Raw genomic sequence first — 20,460 nt, 5'->3', positions numbered from 1 at the left:
TGGTTCAATAAAAAGCGTGTACACAGTGCACTGGGTTATGTATCGCCTTTTGAGTTTGAAGCAATGTACTATGATAAGATTAACCCGTTAGGTCAGGTGGCCTAACTTAAATAAAAAAGTCTCCGACAAACCCGGTACGGTTCAGCGTAACCGTTTTTCCATTTCTGGAGCATAACGCTGAACCCAACGATAAATTGTACTGTGATCCACATTTATGCCTCGTTCAGCGAGCATTTCTTGAAGTTCACGATAGCTGATGCCATATTTACAATACCAACGAACAGCCCAAAGAATGATTTCACCTTGAAAGTGCCGACCGTGGAAGGGATTCATCTGCTGTATCTCGAAATAAATAAGATATTTAGCTTATCATGTCAGCCTATTTGCAACAGTGCCCTTTTAGATGGGTATATGTATGAAGAATCCCCAGTCTCTTATGAGTTCCAGAAAAATGCGAATCAAGTTATAAAAATTAGAAAATATAAGTTAAGAATCATGAAAAAACCGCCAATAGATAATATGGCGGTTTTTTATCAATAACAACTAGTGTGTCGTTCAATGACAAACTATCAGTCGTAAATGACCAACAATAATTCGCATGACGACGATAAAGCCCAAATCTTTGTCTAAAGTATGTATTCATAGAGTATACCCTAAAGTGACAATCTAAAAGTTCGTAAAAGCATGTCTCATTTAAATGATTTTTAATCATAAGTAACATGTAACTTTGGTATTAAAGATTTATAATTTACGAAATTGTTCATTTTTATCCAATTGGGGCATGAAAAAGTGAAAGGTCAAAAAGTAGGTTATGTCCGGGTCAGTTCAGTCGAGCAAAATACGGGACGTCAACTTGAGGGAATTGAAGTCGATCGAATTTTTGTTGATCGCGCTTCAGGTAAAAATACCGATCGACCTAAATTTCAGGAAATGTTGAACTATGTCAGGGAAGGCGATCAAGTTGTTGTACATTCCATGGATCGTTTTGCGCGAAGCCTAAAAGATTTGGTCACTGAAGTAGATAAACTGGTCAAACGAGGGATCGCCATCCAGTTTGTAAAAGAAAATATTACTTTTACGGCCCAATCCACTCCGATGGATAATTTGATGCTGCAACTGATGGGTGCTTTTGCACAGTTCGAACGTGAGATCATTTTAGAACGGCAAAAGGAAGGAATTAAACTAGCCTCTACTCAAGGAAAGTACAAAGGCCGGGTACATAAATTAAAACCCGACCAAGCTGAAGCTTTACGGCAGGCATGGAAGGAGGGGAAGTACCCTTCAAAAATGGCATTAGGCCAGGCATTTGGAATTAGTCGCCAGGCGGTATACCGCTATTTAAAAGACAGTGAGTAACTCATTGAAATTTGCGAATAGACTTAGTTTCACGATGAAAATCGTGAAACATTGATTAAATAATAAGTGCAGAAAGCAAAGAATCACAAAGTTTCCGGCCTATAAATTTTTGATTTAGCAATAATTAAATCCCTTACAATTCAAATTTTTCAGCAACGACTTATCTTTGTTAAAATAGTATTAATTTATTTTTTTTAGGACAAACCTTAACCAAATTACAAATTTGTAATTTGGTTGTCATTTAGGTGTATATATCTAGGAATTAGTATATGAAGAAATTATTTTTTGGTCCAAGATATGATTAGATTCAATAATATATATATGAAGATTGTTTTAGTTATTTTTACTATAGTTTTTTCAACCAGTAGTTTTGCTGATGGGGGACTTCGTTTCTTAGAGAAAAATTTAGAAATAATTAACAATGAAAAAAGCAAAGGGTGTGAAGAGAATTAATTCAAAATTATAATGAAGCACATATAACTAGGAAAACTAAAAATTAGTTATTTTTAGTATGGTGTAACTAAGATTAATTAATTTTTTTAAATCGAATGATAAATATATTTATTGTTTTTAATTTATTCTTTACCATTTTCAAATTTTTAAATAATCCGAAAAGACTATTTTAAACTTTAGGGTTACATATGCTCCTATACATAGGCAGGAATAAATATGCAACTTAGTATATTTGCAACAATAGTACTGGAAAGATTCATGTAATAATGCTTAAAACTCTCTAATTAGTTAGGGAGGCATTGGAATTGGAGAAAAAAGTAAAGTGCCCACTAGTAAATGTGGTTATTGGAGGGATTATCTCATCAACCCTTCTTATGTTGGTTTTATTACCAATATTGTCCCGGTGGATAAATGAAAAGAAAGCTTCTTGACCAATTATAGTAAGCAATTTTTAGCAGAAATATTGAGGCTTACTCAAGTCTCTCAGCTAATCGTAAATAGAATAAGGAAACTATTGTATGTCAGAAGATCATTCTCAGAGCCACGCGGCTGTTACTGAAGAGAATAGTAAGAAGTTAATATTTACTGTAGGTTTGACCACTACGTTTTAATCGTAGAAATTATAACCGTTTTTATTACTCAAAGTTTAACTTTTGTGATTATCTAAAAACACATAGCGGTCGAATGGCCATATTAACTGACTTAAAATCAGTCGCATACTTTAATGTAGCGGTTCTGATAGCACAAAAGTTCGCAGCATGAAAACGGAACCGGCATAATTGATTTATAGTGAACCCATACACTAAGCATAATGATTTAGAGGACGATAATCCCAATGAAAAAATTCCTTTTAGGAGCTGTTGCCGCATCTGTTTTGGCCTTTTCAGGTAGTGCTATGGCCAATTTTGTGGCAGGTCAGGACTATCAGGTGGTCGCAAAACCAGTCAAAGTCGAAAAACCGGGCAAAATTGAGGTACGTGAATTCTTCTGGTATGGCTGTGGTCACTGTTTCACGTTGGAACCGCATATGCAGGACTGGTTGAAAAAATTACCCAAAGATATCCGTTTTGTACGTACACCTGCTGCAATGAACCCGCTTTGGGAACAGGCTGCACGTGCTTATTATGTTTCAGAAGCCCTGGGTGTGCGTCAAAAAGCACATTTACAGTTATTCCATGATATTCATGACAAGCAGCGTCCAATTTTAGAACAGGCACAATTGGCCAAGTTCTATACCCGTTATGGTATTTCTGAAGAGAAATTTAACACGACTTATAAATCATTCCCGATTTCGTCAAAAATTGCTCAGGCAAAAAATTTGACTGCTCAATATCAGTTAAGCGGTGTACCAGCGGTGACCGTGAATGGTAAATATATTGTGCAGGGCAATGATGCCAAAGTAATTCAGGTGGTGAATTACCTGATTGAAAAAGAGCGTAAAGCCAAATAAGACGCGATTGATTATCTCTAAAAAAAACCTGCATCGAATCTGCAGGTTTTTTTATTTAAACTTAAATAATTGCAAGGGGGGCTTTAAAACGTTTTAATCGTAAAGCATTTCCTAGTACAAATATTGACGAGAGAGCCATTGCACCAGCAGCAAATACAGGAGAAAGTAGCAGTCCAAATTGCGGATAAAGTACACCTGCTGCAATAGGAATCAGAGCTGCATTGTAAACAAATGCCCAAAATAAATTTTCACGAATATTGGTTATAGTCGCTTTGCTTAAAGCGATAGCATTTGGCACTCCTTTCAGGTTGCCAGACATCAAAACCACATCAGCAGCTTCAATAGCTACGTCTGTACCTGTACCTATTGCTAAACCAATATCTGCTTCTGCAAGTGCAGGGGCATCATTAATGCCATCTCCAACATATGCGAGTTTACCATATTGATTTTTTAATTTTTTAACGGCCTCTATTTTACCTTCTGGTAAGACTTCTGCAATAACCTCATCAATACCTAGTTTTTTTGCAATCGCTTGAGCTGTATGACGGTTATCACCTGTAATCATGGCAACCTTTAAACCTAACTGATGTAACGCTTCAATTGCAGCAAATGTTGATTCTTTAATTGGATCTGCTACAGCAATAATGGCAGCAAGTTTCTGGTCAATCGCAACATAGAGAGGGGTTTTTCCTTCTTCTCCCAAACGATCCAAAAATTGAGAAAAAACATTAGGATTCAAACCTAGTTTTTCCATATATCGATCTGCACCAATATGAACCAAATGTTCAGACACCGTTGCTTCTATTCCATAGCCCGTGACTGACTTGAAATCAGCAACAGGAGACAGAATTAATTCCTTATCTATAGCGGCTTGTACAATTGCTCGAGCAATAGGATGCTCAGACTTTGATTCAACGGCTGCCATAAGTGAAAGTACGGCATTGTATTCAAACCCTTCTAAGACATGCAGATCGGTTAAAATTGGTTTCCCTTCAGTCAGGGTCCCTGTTTTATCAACAGCAACCACTTTAGTTTCTTTGAGCAGCTGCAAAGCTTCCCCTTTACGGAATAAAACACCCATTTCAGCACCACGCCCAGTTCCCACCATGATTGATGTAGGCGTTGCAAGTCCCATTGCACAAGGACATGCAATAATGAGTACCGCAACTGCATTAACTAAGCTAAACGTTAGGGCTGGCTCAGGGCCGAAGATAAACCAAGTAATAAAAGTTAAAAGAGAGAGACCCATTACTACAGGTACAAACCACATGGTAATTTTATCAACCAATGCCTGAATAGGCAGCTTGGAACCCTGTGCCTGTTCAACCATTCGGATGATTTGAGAAAGCACTGATGAACTACCAACAGAGGTGGCTTTGATATTTAAGCTGCCACTTTGGTTAATTGTTCCTCCTACCACAGTAGAGCCTATCGTTTTTTCAACGGGCATAGGCTCGCCAGTAATCATGGATTCATCAATAAAACTTTGGCCGTGAATAACTTCACCATCGACAGGGATACGCTCGCCTGGTCTAATCTCTACAATCGTTCCTGTTTGAACTTCGGCAATCGGAACTTCTATCACCTGATTATTGAGCTGTATTCTGGCAACTTTAGGCTGCATTCCAACTAGATGTTGAATTGCTAAAGACGTTCGGCCTTTTGCCTTGGCTTCAAAAAATCTACCTAATAGAATTAAAGTGATAATAACCGCTGCAGCTTCATAATAAACATTGACCGTGCCTTGTGGCAGGACACTTGGAAAGAAAGTAGCAACCACTGAATAAAGATAAGCAGCCAATGTTCCTACAGCCACCAAGGAATTCATGTCTGGTGCTAAGCGGAATAAACTTGGGATGCCCTTTTTAAAGAAGCGTCGGCCTGGAAAAATTAATGCTACTGTGGTCAAGAAAAATTGCATTAACCAGCTATTTTGTTGGCCAATGTTATCCATCATAAACGTATGAAAGGCGGGAATCAGGTGTGATCCCATTTCTAAAATAAAAACGGGTAGAGTCAATAAGACTGACAAAATTAAATCTTTTTTAAGTTTTTCTAATTCAATATTTTTTTTATCTTGAAAGCTTTCCGTAGTTTGATGAACTGACTTTGCTTCAAACCCTGCTTTGGTGACAGCCTGAATTAACGAGTCACGAGTGACAGATGAGCTTGCCTGAATAGTCGCTTTTTCAGTAGCCAGATTTACATGAGCTGATTCCACACCCTCAACAGATTTTAAGGCCTTTTCTACTCGACCTACACAAGAAGCACATGACATACCCTCAATCGTAAGCTCTATTGGTTGCAGCGCTTCCACTTCGTAGCCTGCTTTTTCTACGGCTTTAATTAAAGTAGCGCGATCAAGTGGTTGATGCGCATAAATGACTGCTTTTTCGGTAGCCAGATTTACATGAGCCGATTCAACACCCTCAACAGATTTTAAAGCTTTTTCCACACGGCCTACACAAGAAGCACATGTCATCCCCTCAATCTCTAATGTTTCACTGTAGTGTGGCGTATCAGTCATTTCGGTACTCATATACGATCTCTATCATTTAGATATGCTGAGTTCTATATGCGAAGATCAGCTCGAACCAAGATTAGGGGGAATTCAGGGATTACTTTTATTTCAAGCAAGTACAGGTTTTATCTGTACGATGAGGAAAATAAGAGAGAGTAAAAGTGGTAAGGAATTCCCACTGTTACTCTAACAGAGATTAAGCAGGATCAGCTGTAAATCCACGCTCACTGAGAGTGGCAATGACTTGATCCTGACTCACCGTTGTGTTGATTTCAACAATACGGTTTTGTAAATCAATATCGAGTGAGGCATTCGAGTCGAGCTCTTTAATTGCGGTAGTAATGCCGCGTGCACAACCACCACAAGTCATATTAGCGATGTGAAATTTCATATGTTGCTCCTTTTTAACAAAACATTTGTTTAAAACATTAGAACAGTAACTCTAAACTTTCACCATACAACCAGCCTTTTTCTGAATCAGTTACTCGCTGTAACTTGGTCTGTTTACAACCTTACAGTTTTCTTCAGAGTATTCCAAAGAAGAGTGTTCTAATGACTACAGTAAAAGTACTTAACCAACATTAATGTGACTTTAAAATGACATTTTTGTCATCTACGATCACTCTGAAATTTATAAGATTAGTTATTTCAATCAATGGTAGTGAACTGAATAGATGAGACCGTTATGGGTTGAAGATAAGCTAAAAACCGGTGACTACCTTTATGTATAATGCCTCATGATGCGATTTTACTGTTCTGATTGTCGTAAGTTGGCAGTCCAGTAGAAACTTTATTGCTCAGCTACAAAAGATAAATGCAGTAATGTTAAATTTCCTCAATTCCCTTATTTTGAAATTCTCTTATTCAATACCCACGACAGTGGTTATATAGCCTGTTGTTAATAGAATTGATAGACCTAATAACATCTCAAATAAAATGGCATGACTAAGGTGTTTAGCGAATTTAGGATGTTGAAGACGCGGGGTGAAATACCATTTGTTGAAGGCAGCTAAAAGTAGAATACCTATAACAAAAAACATTTTAACCATGAAACCATAGCCATATGCAGTATTGATTAAGGTATTAAAATCTTTAATTAAAAGAAGAGCTACACTAGCGCCACAGGCGATTAATATCCCAACAATGAAAGCAGCAATACGTCCAAATACATGCATGCGATCTTTTAAAGGTAAACCACTTATTTCCCGGCTGGTTTTCCATAACGGATATAAAGACCCCATCCATAACGACATAACTAGAATATGGATTGATAATAAAATTTGAGCAAGTAAGGTTAAATTAGCGACATGTCCGAGCTGGGAAAAACTAAAAATAATCGGGAGAAGTAAAACACAAAATATTGAACTTTCAATTATAGAAAACTGACCTTTGTTCCTGTTAACTTTAACCACCATGAGAAGAAGTAAAAGAGCAAAACTAATAGAACGAAGAACGTATATATACCCCGTCGGAGTATTAACCAATATATTAATATACGTGGGGTCCACCATCCCTGTAATACCAGTATTGGCAAAACTACCAATCAGAATAAAAAATCCCAAGGTACTGGAAATTAGGCCTAATCCAGCGCCAATTGTAATATATTTAAGAATCGATTCTTTTAGTTCAAGATATTGTCTAAGTAAAAAATAGCAAAAGGCTCCACCAACGACAAAAGCTACACTTAAATATAAAATAACCTTAGTTAACCAAGTGGCCCACATCCAATATTCAGAAATCATTATTTTTGTCCATTCTAGAACAACATGCCAGCACCTCACTGACATGTTGAAAGGTAATCAATTCTTATTTAGTTGATTTGATAGTGAAACTATATTCACCATTCATGTTGTGACCATCTTTCCCCATTGTTGTCCAGACAACGGTATATTTACCTTTTTTCAGTTTCGGAAGAGCGACATCAAAGGATTTCTTTAAGTCATGAGTAACTTCATATTTTAAAGGAACATCTCTTCGCTGAGCATCCAGTAACTTAATATTCATCAACATAACCTCTGCACCAAAGTTAAGGGTCAAGTTCTTTGGTTGACTAAGGATAGATGCATTTTCCGCAGGAATCGCACTCACTAAACTCACATGAGCGAACGTAGTTGTAGTAGCCACAATCATCGTTGCAGCTACTACAACATTACGTAGAGCAGTCATTTTATTTTGAAATAATTTCATTTACGTTTCCTCTTGATTCGTTAGTTCATTAGAGATGACTTTATAAAATCTATATTTAATGAGACCACATCATCTCCTCTTATATTTCAATTATTAGTGAGAGACAGAAACAGAGCGATGACTTCAAAATTACATTTTTGTCATTTTTAAAAATAATTAATTAATAGTGCTAAAATTTTTAAGAGAGACAGAGAATAACCAAAAATTTCATCAGTTTAGTAGTCAAATTCCTAGACTCTGTTCAGTACTAAAACATAGCTTTTACTTCCAAATTATTTAAAGGAAAAAATTATGATGAAATTCAAAAACATTTTTTTGGGCTTATGTATCGCAGCCGCGTCATTGAATACATTTGCACAGCAATCCGATGAACACAAAGATCACCACCCTGAAAAAACAGCACCATCTGCAGTAACAATTAAGCAAACAGTTACCAGCACCACTGCTACAGATAAAATGGCTGCAATGGATCAACACATGAAGGCGATGCAAGCCATGCATGAGAAGATGATGGCTGCAAAAACCCCACAAGAACGTCAGAAACTTATGGCTGAGCACATGAAACTCATGCAAGGAGGTATGAGTATGATGAAACAGATGGGCAGCCAAAGCATGAATGCAAATATGGCTGACCGTCAGCAGATGATGGAAAAACGTATGGACATGATGCAATCCATGATGCAGATGATGATGGACTGTATGCCTCCGTCAGCAACTAAATAGTTACCCATGAATTAGGGGAAAGCACCATGAATCACCAACACCAAGAAAATAATTCAGTACCTAACTTCTGGTCTACACGTTATGCCATTGGTCTAATCGTGCTGGGTGGTATCGCAGCTTATTTTCTATTAACGGAACATTTAGCCCACGTTATCGGTGCTTTGCCTTATTTATTCCTTTTAGCGTGTCCACTGATGCATATTTTTATGCATGGTGGTCATGGGCATAACCACTCGCAGCAAAAAAAATCCGATATATCTGATAACAAAAAATAGCTCTTATCAGGAGATCCATCATGAATCATGCGGAATCGGCTTATGGTTTATGGACGCTGGTTATCATTAACTCAGCAGTTTTTATCATGTTCGCTTTCAGTTTTTTTAGACCTTCCACTGCGCGCGATTGGCGTACATTGGGGGCCTTTTCGGCTTTTATCATTGCTCTATTTGTCGAAATGTATGGTTTTCCTTTAACCATTTACCTGTTATCTGGTTGGCTTCAAACTCGCTTCCCTCAACTTGACTTACTTTCTCATAATGCAGGTCACTTGTGGTCAACGCTATTAGGTGAAAAAGGTGATCCACATTTTGGCATTTTGCATATCGCCAGTTACGTTTTCTTGGGCTATGGATTTTACCTGTTATCAACGTCATGGCACGTGCTGTACAACGCGCAACGTCAGCATTCTTTAGCGATCACAGGCCCTTATGCACGTATACGTCACCCACAATACGTGGCTTTTGTGATGATCTTGCTGGGTTTTTTATTGCAATGGCCAACTTTACTGACACTGATTATGTTTCCAATCCTACTCTTAATGTACAGCCGCTTGGCAATTAAGGAAGAGGCTGAAATGAGTAAACAGTTTGGCGCTGTCTATGACAGCTATGCTCAACAGACTCCGAGATTTATTCCAAAATTCGGCCATAAAACCACTTTTCCATAAGAGAATTATTTATGTCAGATCAAAAAAATCATAACCAGGACCATATGGCACAGGCTACAACAGACGTACTGAAAGACCCAGTCTGTGGTATGACCGTCACTGAAGAATCGAAATACCATGAGGAATTTAAGGGGAAAACTTACTTTTTTTGCAGTGATAAATGTCAATCAAAGTTTCATAGCAGCCCGGTGCAATATATCGCTAAACCCGCAACGACGACTGCCGATGCATATACACAGCATCATCAGACTACTCAATCCGTTAATGATGCAAGCACAACAGGCACGACCATCTATACTTGCCCAATGCATCCAGAAATTAGACAGGATCATCCTGGAAACTGTCCTAAATGCGGAATGACACTGGAACCACTCATTCCCGAGTTAGAGGAAGATGAGAATCCTGAGTTACGTGATTTCCGTCGACGCTTCTGGTGGACACTGCCACTCACCATAGTCGTGACTTTTTTGGCAATGTTTGGCCATCAACTGAACCTGTTCGACATGGCAGTTCAGAGCTGGATTGAATTAGTGTTGTCACTCCCGATTGTACTGTGGGCAGGTTGGCCATTTTTTTCCCGTGGTTGGCAATCGGTTGTGAATCGCAGCCCAAACATGTGGACCCTGATCGGTCTAGGTACAGGGGCTGCTTTTATTTACAGTGTGGTTGCGACCATTGCACCACAAATCTTTCCAGACTCATTTATCTCCATGGGTCGTGTCGCTGTTTACTTTGAAGCTTCAGCGGTCATCATTTCTTTGACCCTACTGGGGCAAATACTGGAATTAAAAGCACGTTCGCAAACTTCTGCTGCAATTAAGTCACTCCTCGGACTTGCTCCTAAAACAGCTCGCCGAATCCTGCCCGATGGAACTGAGGAAGATGTTCCTCTGACTCATGTCCATGTAGGAGATTTACTCAGAATTCGCCCAGGTGAAAAAGTTCCTGTGGATGGTGTAGTCACTGAAGGAAGCAGTTCAGTAGATGAATCAATGCTGACAGGCGAACCTTTACCAATCACTAAACGCGTCGGCGACAAAGTCATTGGAGCTACCCTGAATACCAATGGTTCATTGATCATGCGTTCAGAGAAAATTGGTTCAAGTACCATGTTGTCTCAGATCGTACAGATGGTGGCGCAAGCTCAACGCTCAAGAGCCCCAATGCAACGCATGGCTGATCAGGTTGCAGGTTGGTTTGTCATGGCTGTAGTAGCCATTGCCTTGCTTACCTTCTTTGGATGGGGACTGTTCGGCCCAGAAGAGTCGAGCTGGGTTTATGCATTAATCAATGCTGTGGCAGTACTCATTATTGCCTGTCCTTGTGCACTAGGCTTGGCAACTCCAATGTCTATCATGGTTGCAACGGGTCAAGGTGCTACTCATGGTGTGTTGTTCCGCGATGCAGCAGCCATTGAGAATCTGCGCAAGATTGACACACTAATCATTGATAAAACAGGTACGTTGACCGAAGGACGCCCTGTATTCGATCGTGTGGTTGCCGCATCAGGTTTCGATGAATCTGAAGTATTACGTTTAGCCGCCAGTCTTGATCAAGGCAGTGAACACCCGCTAGCCGAAGCGATTGTAAATGCAGCACACGAACGTGGCCTGTCTCTTGAAACACCAGATAATTTTGAATCAGGCTCAGGGATTGGTGTTCGAGGTCAAGTGGGCGATCGTCAGTTAGCTTTGGGCAACACGGCACTGATGGAACAATTGGGTATCTCCGTACAATCTCTGATTCCGCAAGCCGAAGAGCTGCGTTCGGAAGGGGCAAGTGTCATGCATCTAGCCATCAATGGTGAATTGGCCGGCCTGCTTGCAGTATCTGATCCCATCAAAAAAAGTACTCCTGAAGCTCTTACCACCCTGAAGGAAGCTGGACTACGTATCGTAATGGCAACGGGAGATGGTCTCACCACTGCCCGTTCAGTCGGAGCACGTCTGGGAATCGATGAGATACATGGTGAAGTCAAACCCGCAGATAAACTCGAACTTGTCAGCAAATTGCAGAAGCAAGGTCGCATCGTGGCAATGGCCGGCGATGGAATCAATGATGCACCTGCACTAGCCAAGGCTGATGTCGGTATCGCTATGGGTACCGGGACTGATGTCGCAATGAATAGTGCTCAAGTTACCCTGGTCAAGGGAGATTTACGCGGTATCTCGGTTGCCCGTTCACTCTCGGAAGCTACTGTCAGCAACATGAAACAGAACCTCATGTTTGCTTTCCTTTACAATGCCTTGGGTATCCCAATAGCAGCTGGCGTACTCTACCCATTTACAGGTTGGTTGTTGTCACCCATGATTGCGGCCTTGGCCATGAGTTTTAGCTCCGCTTCAGTGATCACGAATGCCCTTCGCCTGCGACATAAAAAGCTATGATAGAGAGTCCTTTTCTTCCACCAGATGTATCAGGCCTAGTTGCAGCACTTGCCATCGGCCTGCTCATTGGTTTAGAACGAGGATGGAATGATCGTGAACTGCCAGAAGGCAGCCGAGTAGCAGGCCTACGTACCTTCACATTGACAGGATTACTCGGAGGAGTGCTGGGTCATCTACAGCCAAACTTTGGGCCTTGGCCACTAGTCGCAGCCGTATTAGGGCTTTCCCTTTTACTTACGGTATCCTACGCGCGTACCGCAAAAATTTCCGGTAATTTAAGCGCTACCACGACGATCGCGATGCTGTTGACATTAGTTCTAGGTGCATATGCATCCCATGGTAATGTTACTTTAGCATTAACAGCGGCTGTCATCGTGGCTGTATTTTTGGATCTCAAGCCAACCTTACATGGTTGGTTACGCTTGATCGAACATCGTGAATTAACCGCATCTCTACAGTTACTGGTACTTTCTGTCGTTATATTACCTTACTTACCCAATACGGGTATGGGACCTTTTGCTGCATTAAATCCTTACCAGTTATGGTGGGCAGTGATCCTGATTGCCGGACTCTCTCTGGCAGGTCATTTTGCCATGCGGCTCACCGGTTCACAAAGAGGCATACTCTGGACAGGTCTATTGGGTGGTTTGGCATCTTCTACAGCTGCAACTGTCGCACTGGCACGCTATACACGCCAGCACCCCGTCATGGTCAGTGCTGCTATTTCTGGAACATTGGCTGCCTGTGGCATCATGTTTTTTCGTATGGTTGTGCTGATAGGCGTCATTGAGCCAGCATTGCTAAGCACTTTTGGTGGTGCAATGATGATTGCGGGAATCCTTCTGCTGGGTATGGCATTGTGGAGACAACGCCAAATTACCAGCGCTGAAAACAACGATCGAACAATAGAAGCAATGGCTCCTTTTGATCTTGGGACAGCATTCAGCTTCGCTGCTTTCCTGGCTGTCATGGCAGTCTTGGTCCCGGCAGCAAAACAATGGTTGGGCACCAGCGGCATCTTCGTATTATCGACTATTTCTGGGCTAGCAGACGTAGATGCTATTTTAGTCTCACTTGCCCGCCTGCATAGTACTGAAGGCTTAACAACAAATGTGGCTGCTGTCGCGCTAGGGCTGGCCACACTGAGCAACATGTTAAGCAAAGCGACAATTGCATGGATGACAGGGGGGGCACAGTTTGGCCGAGCTATCATATTTGGCTACACAATTGCCATGATAGGTGCTGGCGTAGCTCTGGCTCTCAGTTTGAGCTTTATGTAAGGTCAACTCGGGTAAATGGAAGATGTTCAAAAAATGAGTTAAAATGATTCCCCTTGCATGGATTCACTTTGAAAAACAATGGTAAAAATGATTCGACCATTGAGGGATTCAGCCTGGATGGTCGCCCCAAGCATATCAAGAATAGATTTTGTTATGGCAAGCCCTAAGCCGGTTCCTTCTTCTGTTCTTTGTCTAGACGCATCTGTTCGATAAAAACGATCAAATAATCTGGATAGTTGTTCAGGAGAGAGTTCAGGGCCTTCATTTTCAATTGAAAATATTGTGTTATCTAAATTCTGTTGAAGTTTTATCTGTATTGTAGAATTCTTGTTTCCATATTTAACTGCATTAGACAATAGGTTGCTGAGTGCGCGACGTAACATAGCAGGATCACCTTTTACATTGCCAGATCCTGTTTGTTGAAGTGTCATATTTTTTTCGGCAGCGAGAGCGTCATAGAAATCAAATAAAGCGGTAACTTCTTTAACGAGGTCAATATTCTGTAAGTTCTGTAAATTTAAGCCATGTTCTGCTTTTGCCAAGAAAAGCATATCGGACACCATTCGAGCCAAACGTTCAAATTCTTCTAAATTAGAAAATAGTATTTCTTGATAAGTACCAATATCTCGGTTACGGGCGAGACATACTTGAGTTTGGGTCATTAAATTATTAATCGGTGTTCTAATTTCATGTGCTAAATCAGATGAAAAATCGGAAAGTTTTTCTAAAGCTGACTCTAGTCTGTCCAGCATAGCATTGAAGGCGATTGCCAATGATTTTAGTTCGGTTGGTGTATGCTCAACTTCTAAACGTTCTGAAAGATGTTGAGCAGAAATTCCTTCTGCGACCTTAGCCATTTTTTGCACGGGTCTTAAACCTCTCCAGGTTGCAAACCAACCTAAAAACATTAAACAAATTGTACCAGCCAAACCAATATACAAAAGTTGACGCTTAAAATCTTTTAGAAAATGTAGATGTTCTGATGTATCGATCCCAACAATAATTCGTACAGATTGTATTTCAGAATTTCTATTTATACCTGTAGTGTAGATCATGCCACGATAGGTCTTATTTTGAACTTGCCATTTAATCCATGAATTATTTGCTGACTTGATTAAATTTTGAGTATTAATGATTGAGGATGCTGAACTAAATAAAATTTGGCCTGTCGGTCGTTCTATTTGGACCATAAGATCATGGTGTCCAACTAACGCATCTCTTAAATAAAGATTAAGTTCTGGAGAATTTTTAGGATGCTGTTGGAGAAGATTCTGAATAAGCTGGATTTTACCTTCTAATTGGGTACGGTCTTGAGTTTCAAAATGATGCATTACTAATTTATTTATGAACAAACCCATAATAATTAGAATGAAAATAGTAGATAATGAGAAAATGATACCGATCCGGAAACTGATCGCTCTGAATAAATTATTATTCATCCTCTACCTCTAGTACATACCCCATTCCTCGAATATTCTGAATTAGTTTGGGAGTAAAGTTACTGTCAACTTTACTTCTTAATCGTTTAATAGCGACTTCAACGACATTCGTATCACTATCAAAATTCATATCCCAAATTTGAGAAGCAATCAGCGCTCTTGGTAAAATTTCACCTCGTCTACGCATAAAAAGTTCCATAAGCGCGAATTCTTTTGCCGTCAGATCAATGCGTTGACCCGCTCGCGTTACCCGACGTTTTCTCAAATCAAGTTCTAAATCAGCAATCTTAATAATATTACTATCTTCTCTTTGCTGCCCTCGTCTAAGGAGAGTTTTGATTCGAGCAAGAAGCTCTGCAAAAGCAAAAGGCTTTATTAAATAATCATCAGCGCCTAACTCTAGACCTTTTACTCGATCTTCTATCTGATCTCTGGCTGTTAAAAACAGAATGGGCATTGTTTTACCGCTGCTACGAATATCATTGATAATATTCCAACCATTTAGTCCAGGTAACATCACGTCTAAAATAATTAAGTCATACTCTTCAGAAAGAGCTTGATGTTTACCCGTTAACCCATCTGTAACCCAGTCCGTAATATAGCCAGCTTCGGATAAACCTTGCTTGAGATAATCACCAGTTTTTTGTTCATCTTCAACTAATAGTATTCTCATTTCCGAATCCTAAGTCATTCATTAAAACTATAATAACGTTATAAAACATCTGATCGAGATAGATTACAAAAATGTCATTTTCAAGTCACTTAGATGTTCAATGCTTCACTTTATTGTAGTAGCAAGAAATTAACTTTTAGAGAAACTTATGAAAACTGTAGTGCGTCGTAGTCTAACAATTTTAATGTGTGCTGGAACTTTAATTGCTGGTACTCAATCTTGGGCAAAAGATGCAAAAGATCTATCAAATTCGAAATCTAATGCTGTGACAACTGCAAAAAAAGCACAAGAGCCGTGTTCTAAACCTTGTAAGATGAACAAGGATAATAAGGTTCAGCAAGAACCTAGCCAACAGCAAGCGGCAAATTCCTCTGATATGTCGAAAATGGATCATTCCATGATGAATATGGACCATTCGAAAATGGATCATTCAAAAATGAATATGTCCAATACATCAAATAAATAATTTTATAAAAGCAGGAAAGGAGTATTGGAGCTAACGATAAGGATTGCCTTAATACTCTAATCTGGTCTTTTTAACGGTGAGATAGAATGTCAAATAAGTTAAGTCATGTACTCTTAATTGGAGTTGGTTTATTTTCATCAACTTGGGTAATGGCGGCAGTTAAAGAATATGATTTAACAATCGCTGAACAAACTGTAAATATCACAGGAAAACCAGTTGAGAGAATTACCGTAAATGGTCGATTTCCTGCGCCTTTGCTTGAGTTTGAAGAGGGTGATGAAGCCATCATTCGCGTGAAAAATAATTTAAAAAACCAAGATTCTTCTATTCATTGGCACGGACTGTTGTTGCCGGGCATTATGGATGGTGTACCGGGATTTAATGGTTTTAACGGTATTAAGCCTCAAAGCGAGTATGTTTATAAATTCAAGATTCGCCAAAGCGGGACTTATTGGTATCACGCTCATTCTAAAGGACAGGAACAGGACGGCTTATATGGTTCTTTTGTGATTTATCCAAAAGGTAAAACACCATTGGCAGCACATGAAAAAGCTGAACGTGACTATGTGGTGATGTTGTCAGATTTTCATGAAAAAACCAGTGATCAAATTCAGAAAGATCTTAAAATTTCAGCTGAATATTATCAAGATCAGCGTGAAACCTTGGGTGATGTTTGGAAGCAGGTTAAACGTGATGGCATAAAAGCGACATGGTCTGACCGCAAAATGTGGAATCAGATGCGTATGCTAAAAACCGACATGTCGGATGTTACAGGTTATACCTTCCTCATTAATGGCAAAACACCTGAACAAAATTGGACAGGAATGTTTAAACCGAATGAAAAAATTCGCCTACGTTTTGTGAATGCATCTGCGATGTCTTTCTACGATGTCCGTATTCCTAACTTGAAAATGACTGTGGTCAGTGCTGATGGTCAGCCTGTAAAACCTGTTGCTGTGGATGAGTTTCGTATTGGCACAGCTGAAACTTATGATGTGATTGTGGAGCCCAAAGGCGGACATTATCAAATTGAAGCTGAGTCAATTGACCGTGCAGGCTATGCGATTGGTACACTGCACAATGAATTAAATCCTATGACACATGGCATTCATATGCCTGCACCACGTCCACGCTCACTTTTGACCATGGAAGATATGGGACATGGTGGCGGTGATCATGCAGGAATGGATCATTCGAAAATGAACCACGGCAATATGCAAGGCATGGATCACTCGAAAATGGATCATTCAAAAATGAACCATGGCGATATGCAAGGCATGGATCACTCGAAAATGGATCATTCACAGCATAGCGCAGTAAAACCGCAAAAAAATGATCAAGTGGTTTATGGTTGGGCAAATGCCTCTACACCTGCAGGTAATAAAGCCTTGCAATATAGCGATTTAAAATCGTTAGAGCCGCAAAAAGATACTCGTGAAGCCAGCAGTGAATTGGTCGTGCGTTTGGGCGGTACTATGGAACGTTATATTTGGACCATTAACGGTAAAAAATTTAGTGATGCTGAGCCGTTAAAAGTGAAATATGGCGAGCGTATCCGTATCAAATTTATTAATGACAGTATGATGGCGCACCCGATGCATTTACACGGTATGTTTATGCAGTTGGAGAATGGTCAAGAGTCGGTAGATATGCCAAATAAACACACATTGATCGTACCACCGGGTAAAACAGTTACGGCTTTATTAACTGCGGATGAATTGGGTGAATGGGCAATCCATTGTCATTTGTTGTATCACATGAGTGCGGGGATGATGAACAAGTTAATCGTGGCGAATGTTAGCGATGAACAAGTATCTACAACGCCAATTCAAGGTACAAATTCGACTCAAACTCACCAAGCAACTGAGCAAAAAGGAGCTGAACATGCACATCACTAATTTTGTATTGAAAGCGATTTTTTCTGTTGCGGTATTGAGTTTAACGACCTTAAGTGTGGCGCACGAAGGGCATCATTCAACTACTCAGAATAATGGGAAAAATATGCCATCAATGAATCATCAAGCCATGTCTGAGATGAATCATTCACAACATTCTGCACAAGAGCATGCACAACACATGCAGATGATGGGGAAAATGAATCATGCTGCACATTCAGCACCGATGAACCATCAACATGCAGGTCATCAGCCAATGCATCACAAATCAACAGAGAAACAGCAAGATCAAAAAGTACAGAAAGGAGATCAACATGCGCACCATTAATCTTTTTTCTAAAACTGTTTTAGCAAGCTCGTTGTTGATGATTAGCGCAGTGAGTTTGGCACATAATGGCGAAGATCATAGTGCACCTGCAAAAGTGACAGCTGCTGTTGCATCTTCTAGTCAAAATCAGTCGATACAAATGAACCATGGTCAGATGAATCATGCACAACATCAGGCAACATCTACGGTTAATCATTTACATCTTGTACCCGATGCGAATGCTCAGCAGAGTTTACATTATGATCATCGCTCAGAACACGGTGCGCAAATTTATGCGATTACGACGGTGGACAATAAGTGGCTTGTCAATGAAGATGGCACAGGCGGTTTAAAGTCAGAGTTTGAAACCCGTATTGGCACAGATGAAAATAAGGTTTTTATTAAAGTTCATGCCGATAAAGAAGAATCGCATGATGCACATTACGATGCCAAACTTTTATATAGCCGTATGATTTCAGACTTTTGGGATGCACAGATTGGTGCACGTTATCGCAGTGAAAAAGTTGAACTCGATGATCATCGCAAAGATACAGAAGAAAGTGTTGATGCGGTGATTGGCTTACATGGTATGGCGCCATATTTCTTTGAAACTGATGCTTATCTCTATGCGGGAGAAGACAGTTATGCGGGCTTTAGCCTAGAAACAGAACGTGATTTTCTGATTACGCAAAAGTTGATTATTCAACCCTATTTAGAGTTGGATGTGGTCTTTAGTGATGATTCTAAATATGCGAAAAAAACTGGTTTAAGCAGTGCGACAGCAGGGCTTGAAACTCGCTATGAAATCAGTAAAAAGATCATGCCGTATATTGACATTGGCTATGACTATTCAAAAGGGAATGATGGAACGTCGTGGCAAATAGAATCAAACTCTGAAAAAGGTTGGTTATATGGAGCAGGTGTTAGATTTAGATTTTAATTAATTTAATGAATACTAAATAGCTTCATTTAAATAAAACTCTAGCTTGATGCGGTCGGAAGCAAAATGTTAACTTATTTTGCTTCCTTCCACGATTTTAATCTTAATTTAGCTTAATTTGAAAATTCAATCCTTGTACTATATTAAATATTCAATACTCAGCCCAATATTATATTAAGCCATAGAAGTAAAAAACAATAGAAGTTATGACATCATAAGCCTAAATATAATTAACATTATTGAAGTATTTTACATGGCAATTTTTCGACATTCTTCTGCACACTGACGGCAAGCCTCAGCACATTTTTTACAATGATCATGTGAATGTTTTTCACACTCTTCCGCACAATATTCACAGATCTTAGCACAAAGCTCACAAATCTCTTTGAGGAAAGGTGAGTTATGTTGTTGCATACGCACACATAACTGACAAATATCTGCACATTCTAGACAACGTTGAATACATTCACGCATCATCTCTAAATCTTTTTCTTTTAAACAAGAAGTTGCACATTCAGTACAAATAAGTGAACAGTTTGTACATGCAGAAATACACTCTGAAAATTCCGTATTAATCATTTTTTACTCTCAATTTATAAAATCAAAGAAATAATTAAAACATAATTTTTTTCTACTAATTATTTTAAATTATTAGTAAATGTAATACATAATTTTAATTTATATGAATAATGTTAATTTTAACTAAATCTTATTTATATTCCAAATTATTAAAAAACAGTTTTTAATTAGGATAGATGATCAAGTATCAAAAGCAGCTATTCTTAAAATAACTACAATAATTTTATCACTTTAAAAATAGATTTTCCCTCTATTTAACATAATGGCGGTTATACGCAATACACTTGTATATTAATATAAATATCAATAACTTAATAAAAATAGAAAAATCCAAGAATGCCCAAAAATCCGATTTTGAAACAAGTCGGCTTTTTTATGAGCGGTTTTGATACTTCTTGCCAATAAATTTGACTAAAAAATAGTCAGTTTTGAGGTTTTTCAAATTTTATCAATGCCTCAATGTCCAAAATTATCCACATTTTTTGTGGATAAAATTTAGGCTATTTTGTAAGCCCTGGCTCATACCAATCTCGGCCCTTTGCTGCTATCCGCAATACTGGAAATTTCCTATCATGAAGACATAGAGAGCAGGATGCTCCAGATAAAAAGAATAAGATGAACAACAAGGAACGTGAGATCAGACAGGAGTCAGATCTAAGCGCCAAATATGGAAAAGCCCGACAGGATGTCGGGCTTTTTTATTGCCTATCCTTTCTCATTTGCAAAACAAACATAATGCCTCTAAAATATAGACTATAATCTATATTTTGGTTGTGGTATGTGGACAGTCATTACGACAGATCTATTTAATCAGTGGCTTGAACAGCAAGATGAATCTACTCAAGAGAAGGTCCTAGC

Annotated in this window: 18 protein-coding genes and 3 pseudogenes; 13 read left to right on the top strand and 8 right to left on the bottom strand. The window is 39.2% G+C overall.

Annotation, left to right across the window (positions count from 1 at the left end):
- Nucleotides 1-144 precede the first annotated feature (144 nt).
- Nucleotides 145-333 (bottom strand): annotated as a pseudogene (locus C3420_RS13815) (IS6 family transposase); the annotation flags it as partial.
- Nucleotides 334-789: 456 nt separating this feature from the next.
- On the opposite strand from C3420_RS13815, the gene C3420_RS13805 reads away from it, so the two are divergent.
- The 4 genes and pseudogenes from C3420_RS13805 (at nt 790) to C3420_RS13800 (ending at nt 3,259) form a co-directional block, all read left to right on the top strand.
- Complete coding sequence (locus C3420_RS13805; protein WP_004668329.1) at nt 790-1,356, top strand: recombinase family protein; 567 nt, start codon at nt 790-792, stop codon at nt 1,354-1,356.
- Nucleotides 1,357-2,123: 767 nt separating this feature from the next.
- Nucleotides 2,124-2,240, top strand: a pseudogene (locus C3420_RS17930) (hypothetical protein); the annotation flags it as partial.
- A gap of 87 nt (nt 2,241-2,327) precedes the next feature.
- Nucleotides 2,328-2,467 (top strand): annotated as a pseudogene (locus C3420_RS17870) (cation transporter); the annotation flags it as partial.
- 177 nt (nt 2,468-2,644) lie between these two features.
- Nucleotides 2,645-3,259, top strand: coding sequence for a thiol:disulfide interchange protein DsbA/DsbL (locus C3420_RS13800; protein WP_004668326.1), 615 nt, complete (start codon nt 2,645-2,647; stop codon nt 3,257-3,259).
- A gap of 61 nt (nt 3,260-3,320) precedes the next feature.
- On the opposite strand, the gene C3420_RS13795 is transcribed toward C3420_RS13800, so the two are convergent.
- The 4 genes from C3420_RS13795 to C3420_RS13780 all read right to left on the bottom strand — a co-directional run bounded on the left by C3420_RS13795 (nt 3,321) and on the right by C3420_RS13780 (nt 7,967).
- Entirely contained in the window at nt 3,321-5,798 is a 2,478-nt protein-coding gene (locus tag C3420_RS13795) for a heavy metal translocating P-type ATPase (protein ID WP_103800941.1), read from the bottom strand.
- 178 nt (nt 5,799-5,976) lie between these two features.
- On the bottom strand, nt 5,977-6,171 hold the full coding sequence (locus tag C3420_RS13790) for a heavy-metal-associated domain-containing protein (RefSeq protein WP_004281879.1): 195 nt from the start codon (nt 6,169-6,171) through the stop codon (nt 5,977-5,979).
- Nucleotides 6,172-6,640: 469 nt separating this feature from the next.
- The gene (locus tag C3420_RS13785) at nt 6,641-7,522 is read right to left on the bottom strand and encodes a copper resistance D family protein (protein ID WP_004668321.1); all 882 of its coding nucleotides are present in this window, start codon (nt 7,520-7,522) and stop codon (nt 6,641-6,643) included.
- Between the two features lie 64 nt (nt 7,523-7,586).
- Nucleotides 7,587-7,967, bottom strand: a complete 381-nt coding sequence (locus C3420_RS13780) for a copper resistance CopC family protein (protein ID WP_004281877.1) — start codon at nt 7,965-7,967, stop codon at nt 7,587-7,589.
- A gap of 291 nt (nt 7,968-8,258) precedes the next feature.
- On the opposite strand from C3420_RS13780, the gene C3420_RS13775 reads away from it, so the two are divergent.
- Genes C3420_RS13775 through C3420_RS13755 form a run of 5 tightly spaced genes read left to right on the top strand, consistent with a single transcriptional unit; the run spans nt 8,259 to nt 13,303 of the window.
- On the top strand, nt 8,259-8,690 hold the full coding sequence (locus C3420_RS13775; RefSeq protein ID WP_004695737.1) for a hypothetical protein: 432 nt from the start codon (nt 8,259-8,261) through the stop codon (nt 8,688-8,690).
- Between the two features lie 26 nt (nt 8,691-8,716).
- A complete protein-coding gene (locus tag C3420_RS13770; protein ID WP_004695740.1) occupies nt 8,717-8,965 on the top strand; it encodes a DUF2933 domain-containing protein in 249 nt (82 codons plus the stop codon).
- Nucleotides 8,966-8,985: 20 nt separating this feature from the next.
- Nucleotides 8,986-9,636, top strand: coding sequence for a methyltransferase family protein (locus tag C3420_RS13765; RefSeq protein WP_103800921.1), 651 nt, complete (start codon nt 8,986-8,988; stop codon nt 9,634-9,636).
- Nucleotides 9,637-9,647: 11 nt separating this feature from the next.
- Nucleotides 9,648-12,023 carry a heavy metal translocating P-type ATPase gene (locus C3420_RS13760; protein ID WP_103800920.1) on the top strand — a complete coding sequence of 792 codons (2,376 nt, stop codon included), beginning with the start codon at nt 9,648-9,650 and terminating at the stop codon, nt 12,021-12,023.
- On the top strand, nt 12,020-13,303 hold the full coding sequence (locus C3420_RS13755) for an MgtC/SapB family protein (RefSeq protein ID WP_103800919.1): 1,284 nt from the start codon (nt 12,020-12,022) through the stop codon (nt 13,301-13,303). Before C3420_RS13760 ends, C3420_RS13755 begins: the two co-directional genes overlap by 4 nt.
- A 38-nt stretch (nt 13,304-13,341) precedes the next feature.
- Here C3420_RS13755 and C3420_RS13750 read toward each other — a convergent pair whose 3' ends face one another.
- Complete coding sequence (locus C3420_RS13750) at nt 13,342-14,742, bottom strand: heavy metal sensor histidine kinase (protein ID WP_005093351.1); 1,401 nt, start codon at nt 14,740-14,742, stop codon at nt 13,342-13,344.
- A complete protein-coding gene (locus C3420_RS13745) occupies nt 14,735-15,415 on the bottom strand; it encodes a heavy metal response regulator transcription factor (protein WP_004668313.1) in 681 nt (226 codons plus the stop codon). Before C3420_RS13745 ends, C3420_RS13750 begins: the two co-directional genes overlap by 8 nt.
- A 148-nt stretch (nt 15,416-15,563) precedes the next feature.
- Here C3420_RS13745 and C3420_RS13740 point away from each other — a divergent pair, with 148 nt between their 5' ends.
- The 4 genes from C3420_RS13740 (at nt 15,564) to C3420_RS13725 (ending at nt 19,023) form a co-directional block, all read left to right on the top strand.
- Nucleotides 15,564-15,881: a hypothetical protein gene (locus tag C3420_RS13740; protein WP_004763979.1), complete on the top strand. Its 318-nt coding sequence runs from the start codon at nt 15,564-15,566 to the stop codon at nt 15,879-15,881.
- A gap of 86 nt (nt 15,882-15,967) precedes the next feature.
- Complete coding sequence (locus C3420_RS13735; protein WP_103800918.1) at nt 15,968-17,779, top strand: copper resistance system multicopper oxidase; 1,812 nt, start codon at nt 15,968-15,970, stop codon at nt 17,777-17,779.
- Nucleotides 17,766-18,104: a hypothetical protein gene (locus C3420_RS13730; RefSeq protein WP_103800917.1), complete on the top strand. Its 339-nt coding sequence runs from the start codon at nt 17,766-17,768 to the stop codon at nt 18,102-18,104. The genes C3420_RS13735 and C3420_RS13730 overlap by 14 nt, the downstream gene beginning before the upstream one ends.
- Nucleotides 18,091-19,023, top strand: coding sequence for a copper resistance protein B (locus C3420_RS13725; protein ID WP_103800916.1), 933 nt, complete (start codon nt 18,091-18,093; stop codon nt 19,021-19,023). The genes C3420_RS13730 and C3420_RS13725 overlap by 14 nt, the downstream gene beginning before the upstream one ends.
- 249 nt (nt 19,024-19,272) lie before the next feature.
- Here the strand turns inward: C3420_RS13725 and C3420_RS13720 are convergent, their stop codons facing one another.
- Complete coding sequence (locus tag C3420_RS13720; protein WP_004641881.1) at nt 19,273-19,602, bottom strand: four-helix bundle copper-binding protein; 330 nt, start codon at nt 19,600-19,602, stop codon at nt 19,273-19,275.
- Between the last annotated feature and the right edge of the window lie 858 nt (nt 19,603-20,460).

The sequence above is a fragment of the Acinetobacter sp. ACNIH3 genome (genome assembly GCF_002918965.1).
Taxonomy (GTDB): domain Bacteria; phylum Pseudomonadota; class Gammaproteobacteria; order Pseudomonadales; family Moraxellaceae; genus Acinetobacter; species Acinetobacter schindleri.
The sequence above is the reverse complement of the archived record's forward strand: the minus strand, read 5'-3'. Positions and strand labels throughout refer to the sequence as shown.

Coding starts and splice junctions, on each gene's coding strand:
- C3420_RS13740 (WP_004763979.1), top strand. CDS start 15,564: ATGAAAACTGTAGTGCGTCGTAGTCTAACAATTTTAATGTGTGCTGGA.
- C3420_RS13750 (WP_005093351.1), bottom strand. CDS start 14,742: ATGAATAATAATTTATTCAGAGCGATCAGTTTCCGGATCGGTATCATT.
- C3420_RS13755 (WP_103800919.1), top strand. CDS start 12,020: ATGATAGAGAGTCCTTTTCTTCCACCAGATGTATCAGGCCTAGTTGCA.
- C3420_RS13730 (WP_103800917.1), top strand. CDS start 17,766: ATGCACATCACTAATTTTGTATTGAAAGCGATTTTTTCTGTTGCGGTA.
- C3420_RS13765 (WP_103800921.1), top strand. CDS start 8,986: ATGAATCATGCGGAATCGGCTTATGGTTTATGGACGCTGGTTATCATT.
- C3420_RS13795 (WP_103800941.1), bottom strand. CDS start 5,798: ATGAGTACCGAAATGACTGATACGCCACACTACAGTGAAACATTAGAG.
- C3420_RS13725 (WP_103800916.1), top strand. CDS start 18,091: ATGCGCACCATTAATCTTTTTTCTAAAACTGTTTTAGCAAGCTCGTTG.
- C3420_RS13720 (WP_004641881.1), bottom strand. CDS start 19,602: ATGATTAATACGGAATTTTCAGAGTGTATTTCTGCATGTACAAACTGT.
- C3420_RS13780 (WP_004281877.1), bottom strand. CDS start 7,967: ATGAAATTATTTCAAAATAAAATGACTGCTCTACGTAATGTTGTAGTA.
- C3420_RS13775 (WP_004695737.1), top strand. CDS start 8,259: ATGATGAAATTCAAAAACATTTTTTTGGGCTTATGTATCGCAGCCGCG.
- C3420_RS13770 (WP_004695740.1), top strand. CDS start 8,717: ATGAATCACCAACACCAAGAAAATAATTCAGTACCTAACTTCTGGTCT.
- C3420_RS13745 (WP_004668313.1), bottom strand. CDS start 15,415: ATGAGAATACTATTAGTTGAAGATGAACAAAAAACTGGTGATTATCTC.
- C3420_RS13735 (WP_103800918.1), top strand. CDS start 15,968: ATGTCAAATAAGTTAAGTCATGTACTCTTAATTGGAGTTGGTTTATTT.
- C3420_RS13800 (WP_004668326.1), top strand. CDS start 2,645: ATGAAAAAATTCCTTTTAGGAGCTGTTGCCGCATCTGTTTTGGCCTTT.
- C3420_RS13785 (WP_004668321.1), bottom strand. CDS start 7,522: ATGATTTCTGAATATTGGATGTGGGCCACTTGGTTAACTAAGGTTATT.
- C3420_RS13760 (WP_103800920.1), top strand. CDS start 9,648: ATGTCAGATCAAAAAAATCATAACCAGGACCATATGGCACAGGCTACA.
- C3420_RS13790 (WP_004281879.1), bottom strand. CDS start 6,171: ATGAAATTTCACATCGCTAATATGACTTGTGGTGGTTGTGCACGCGGC.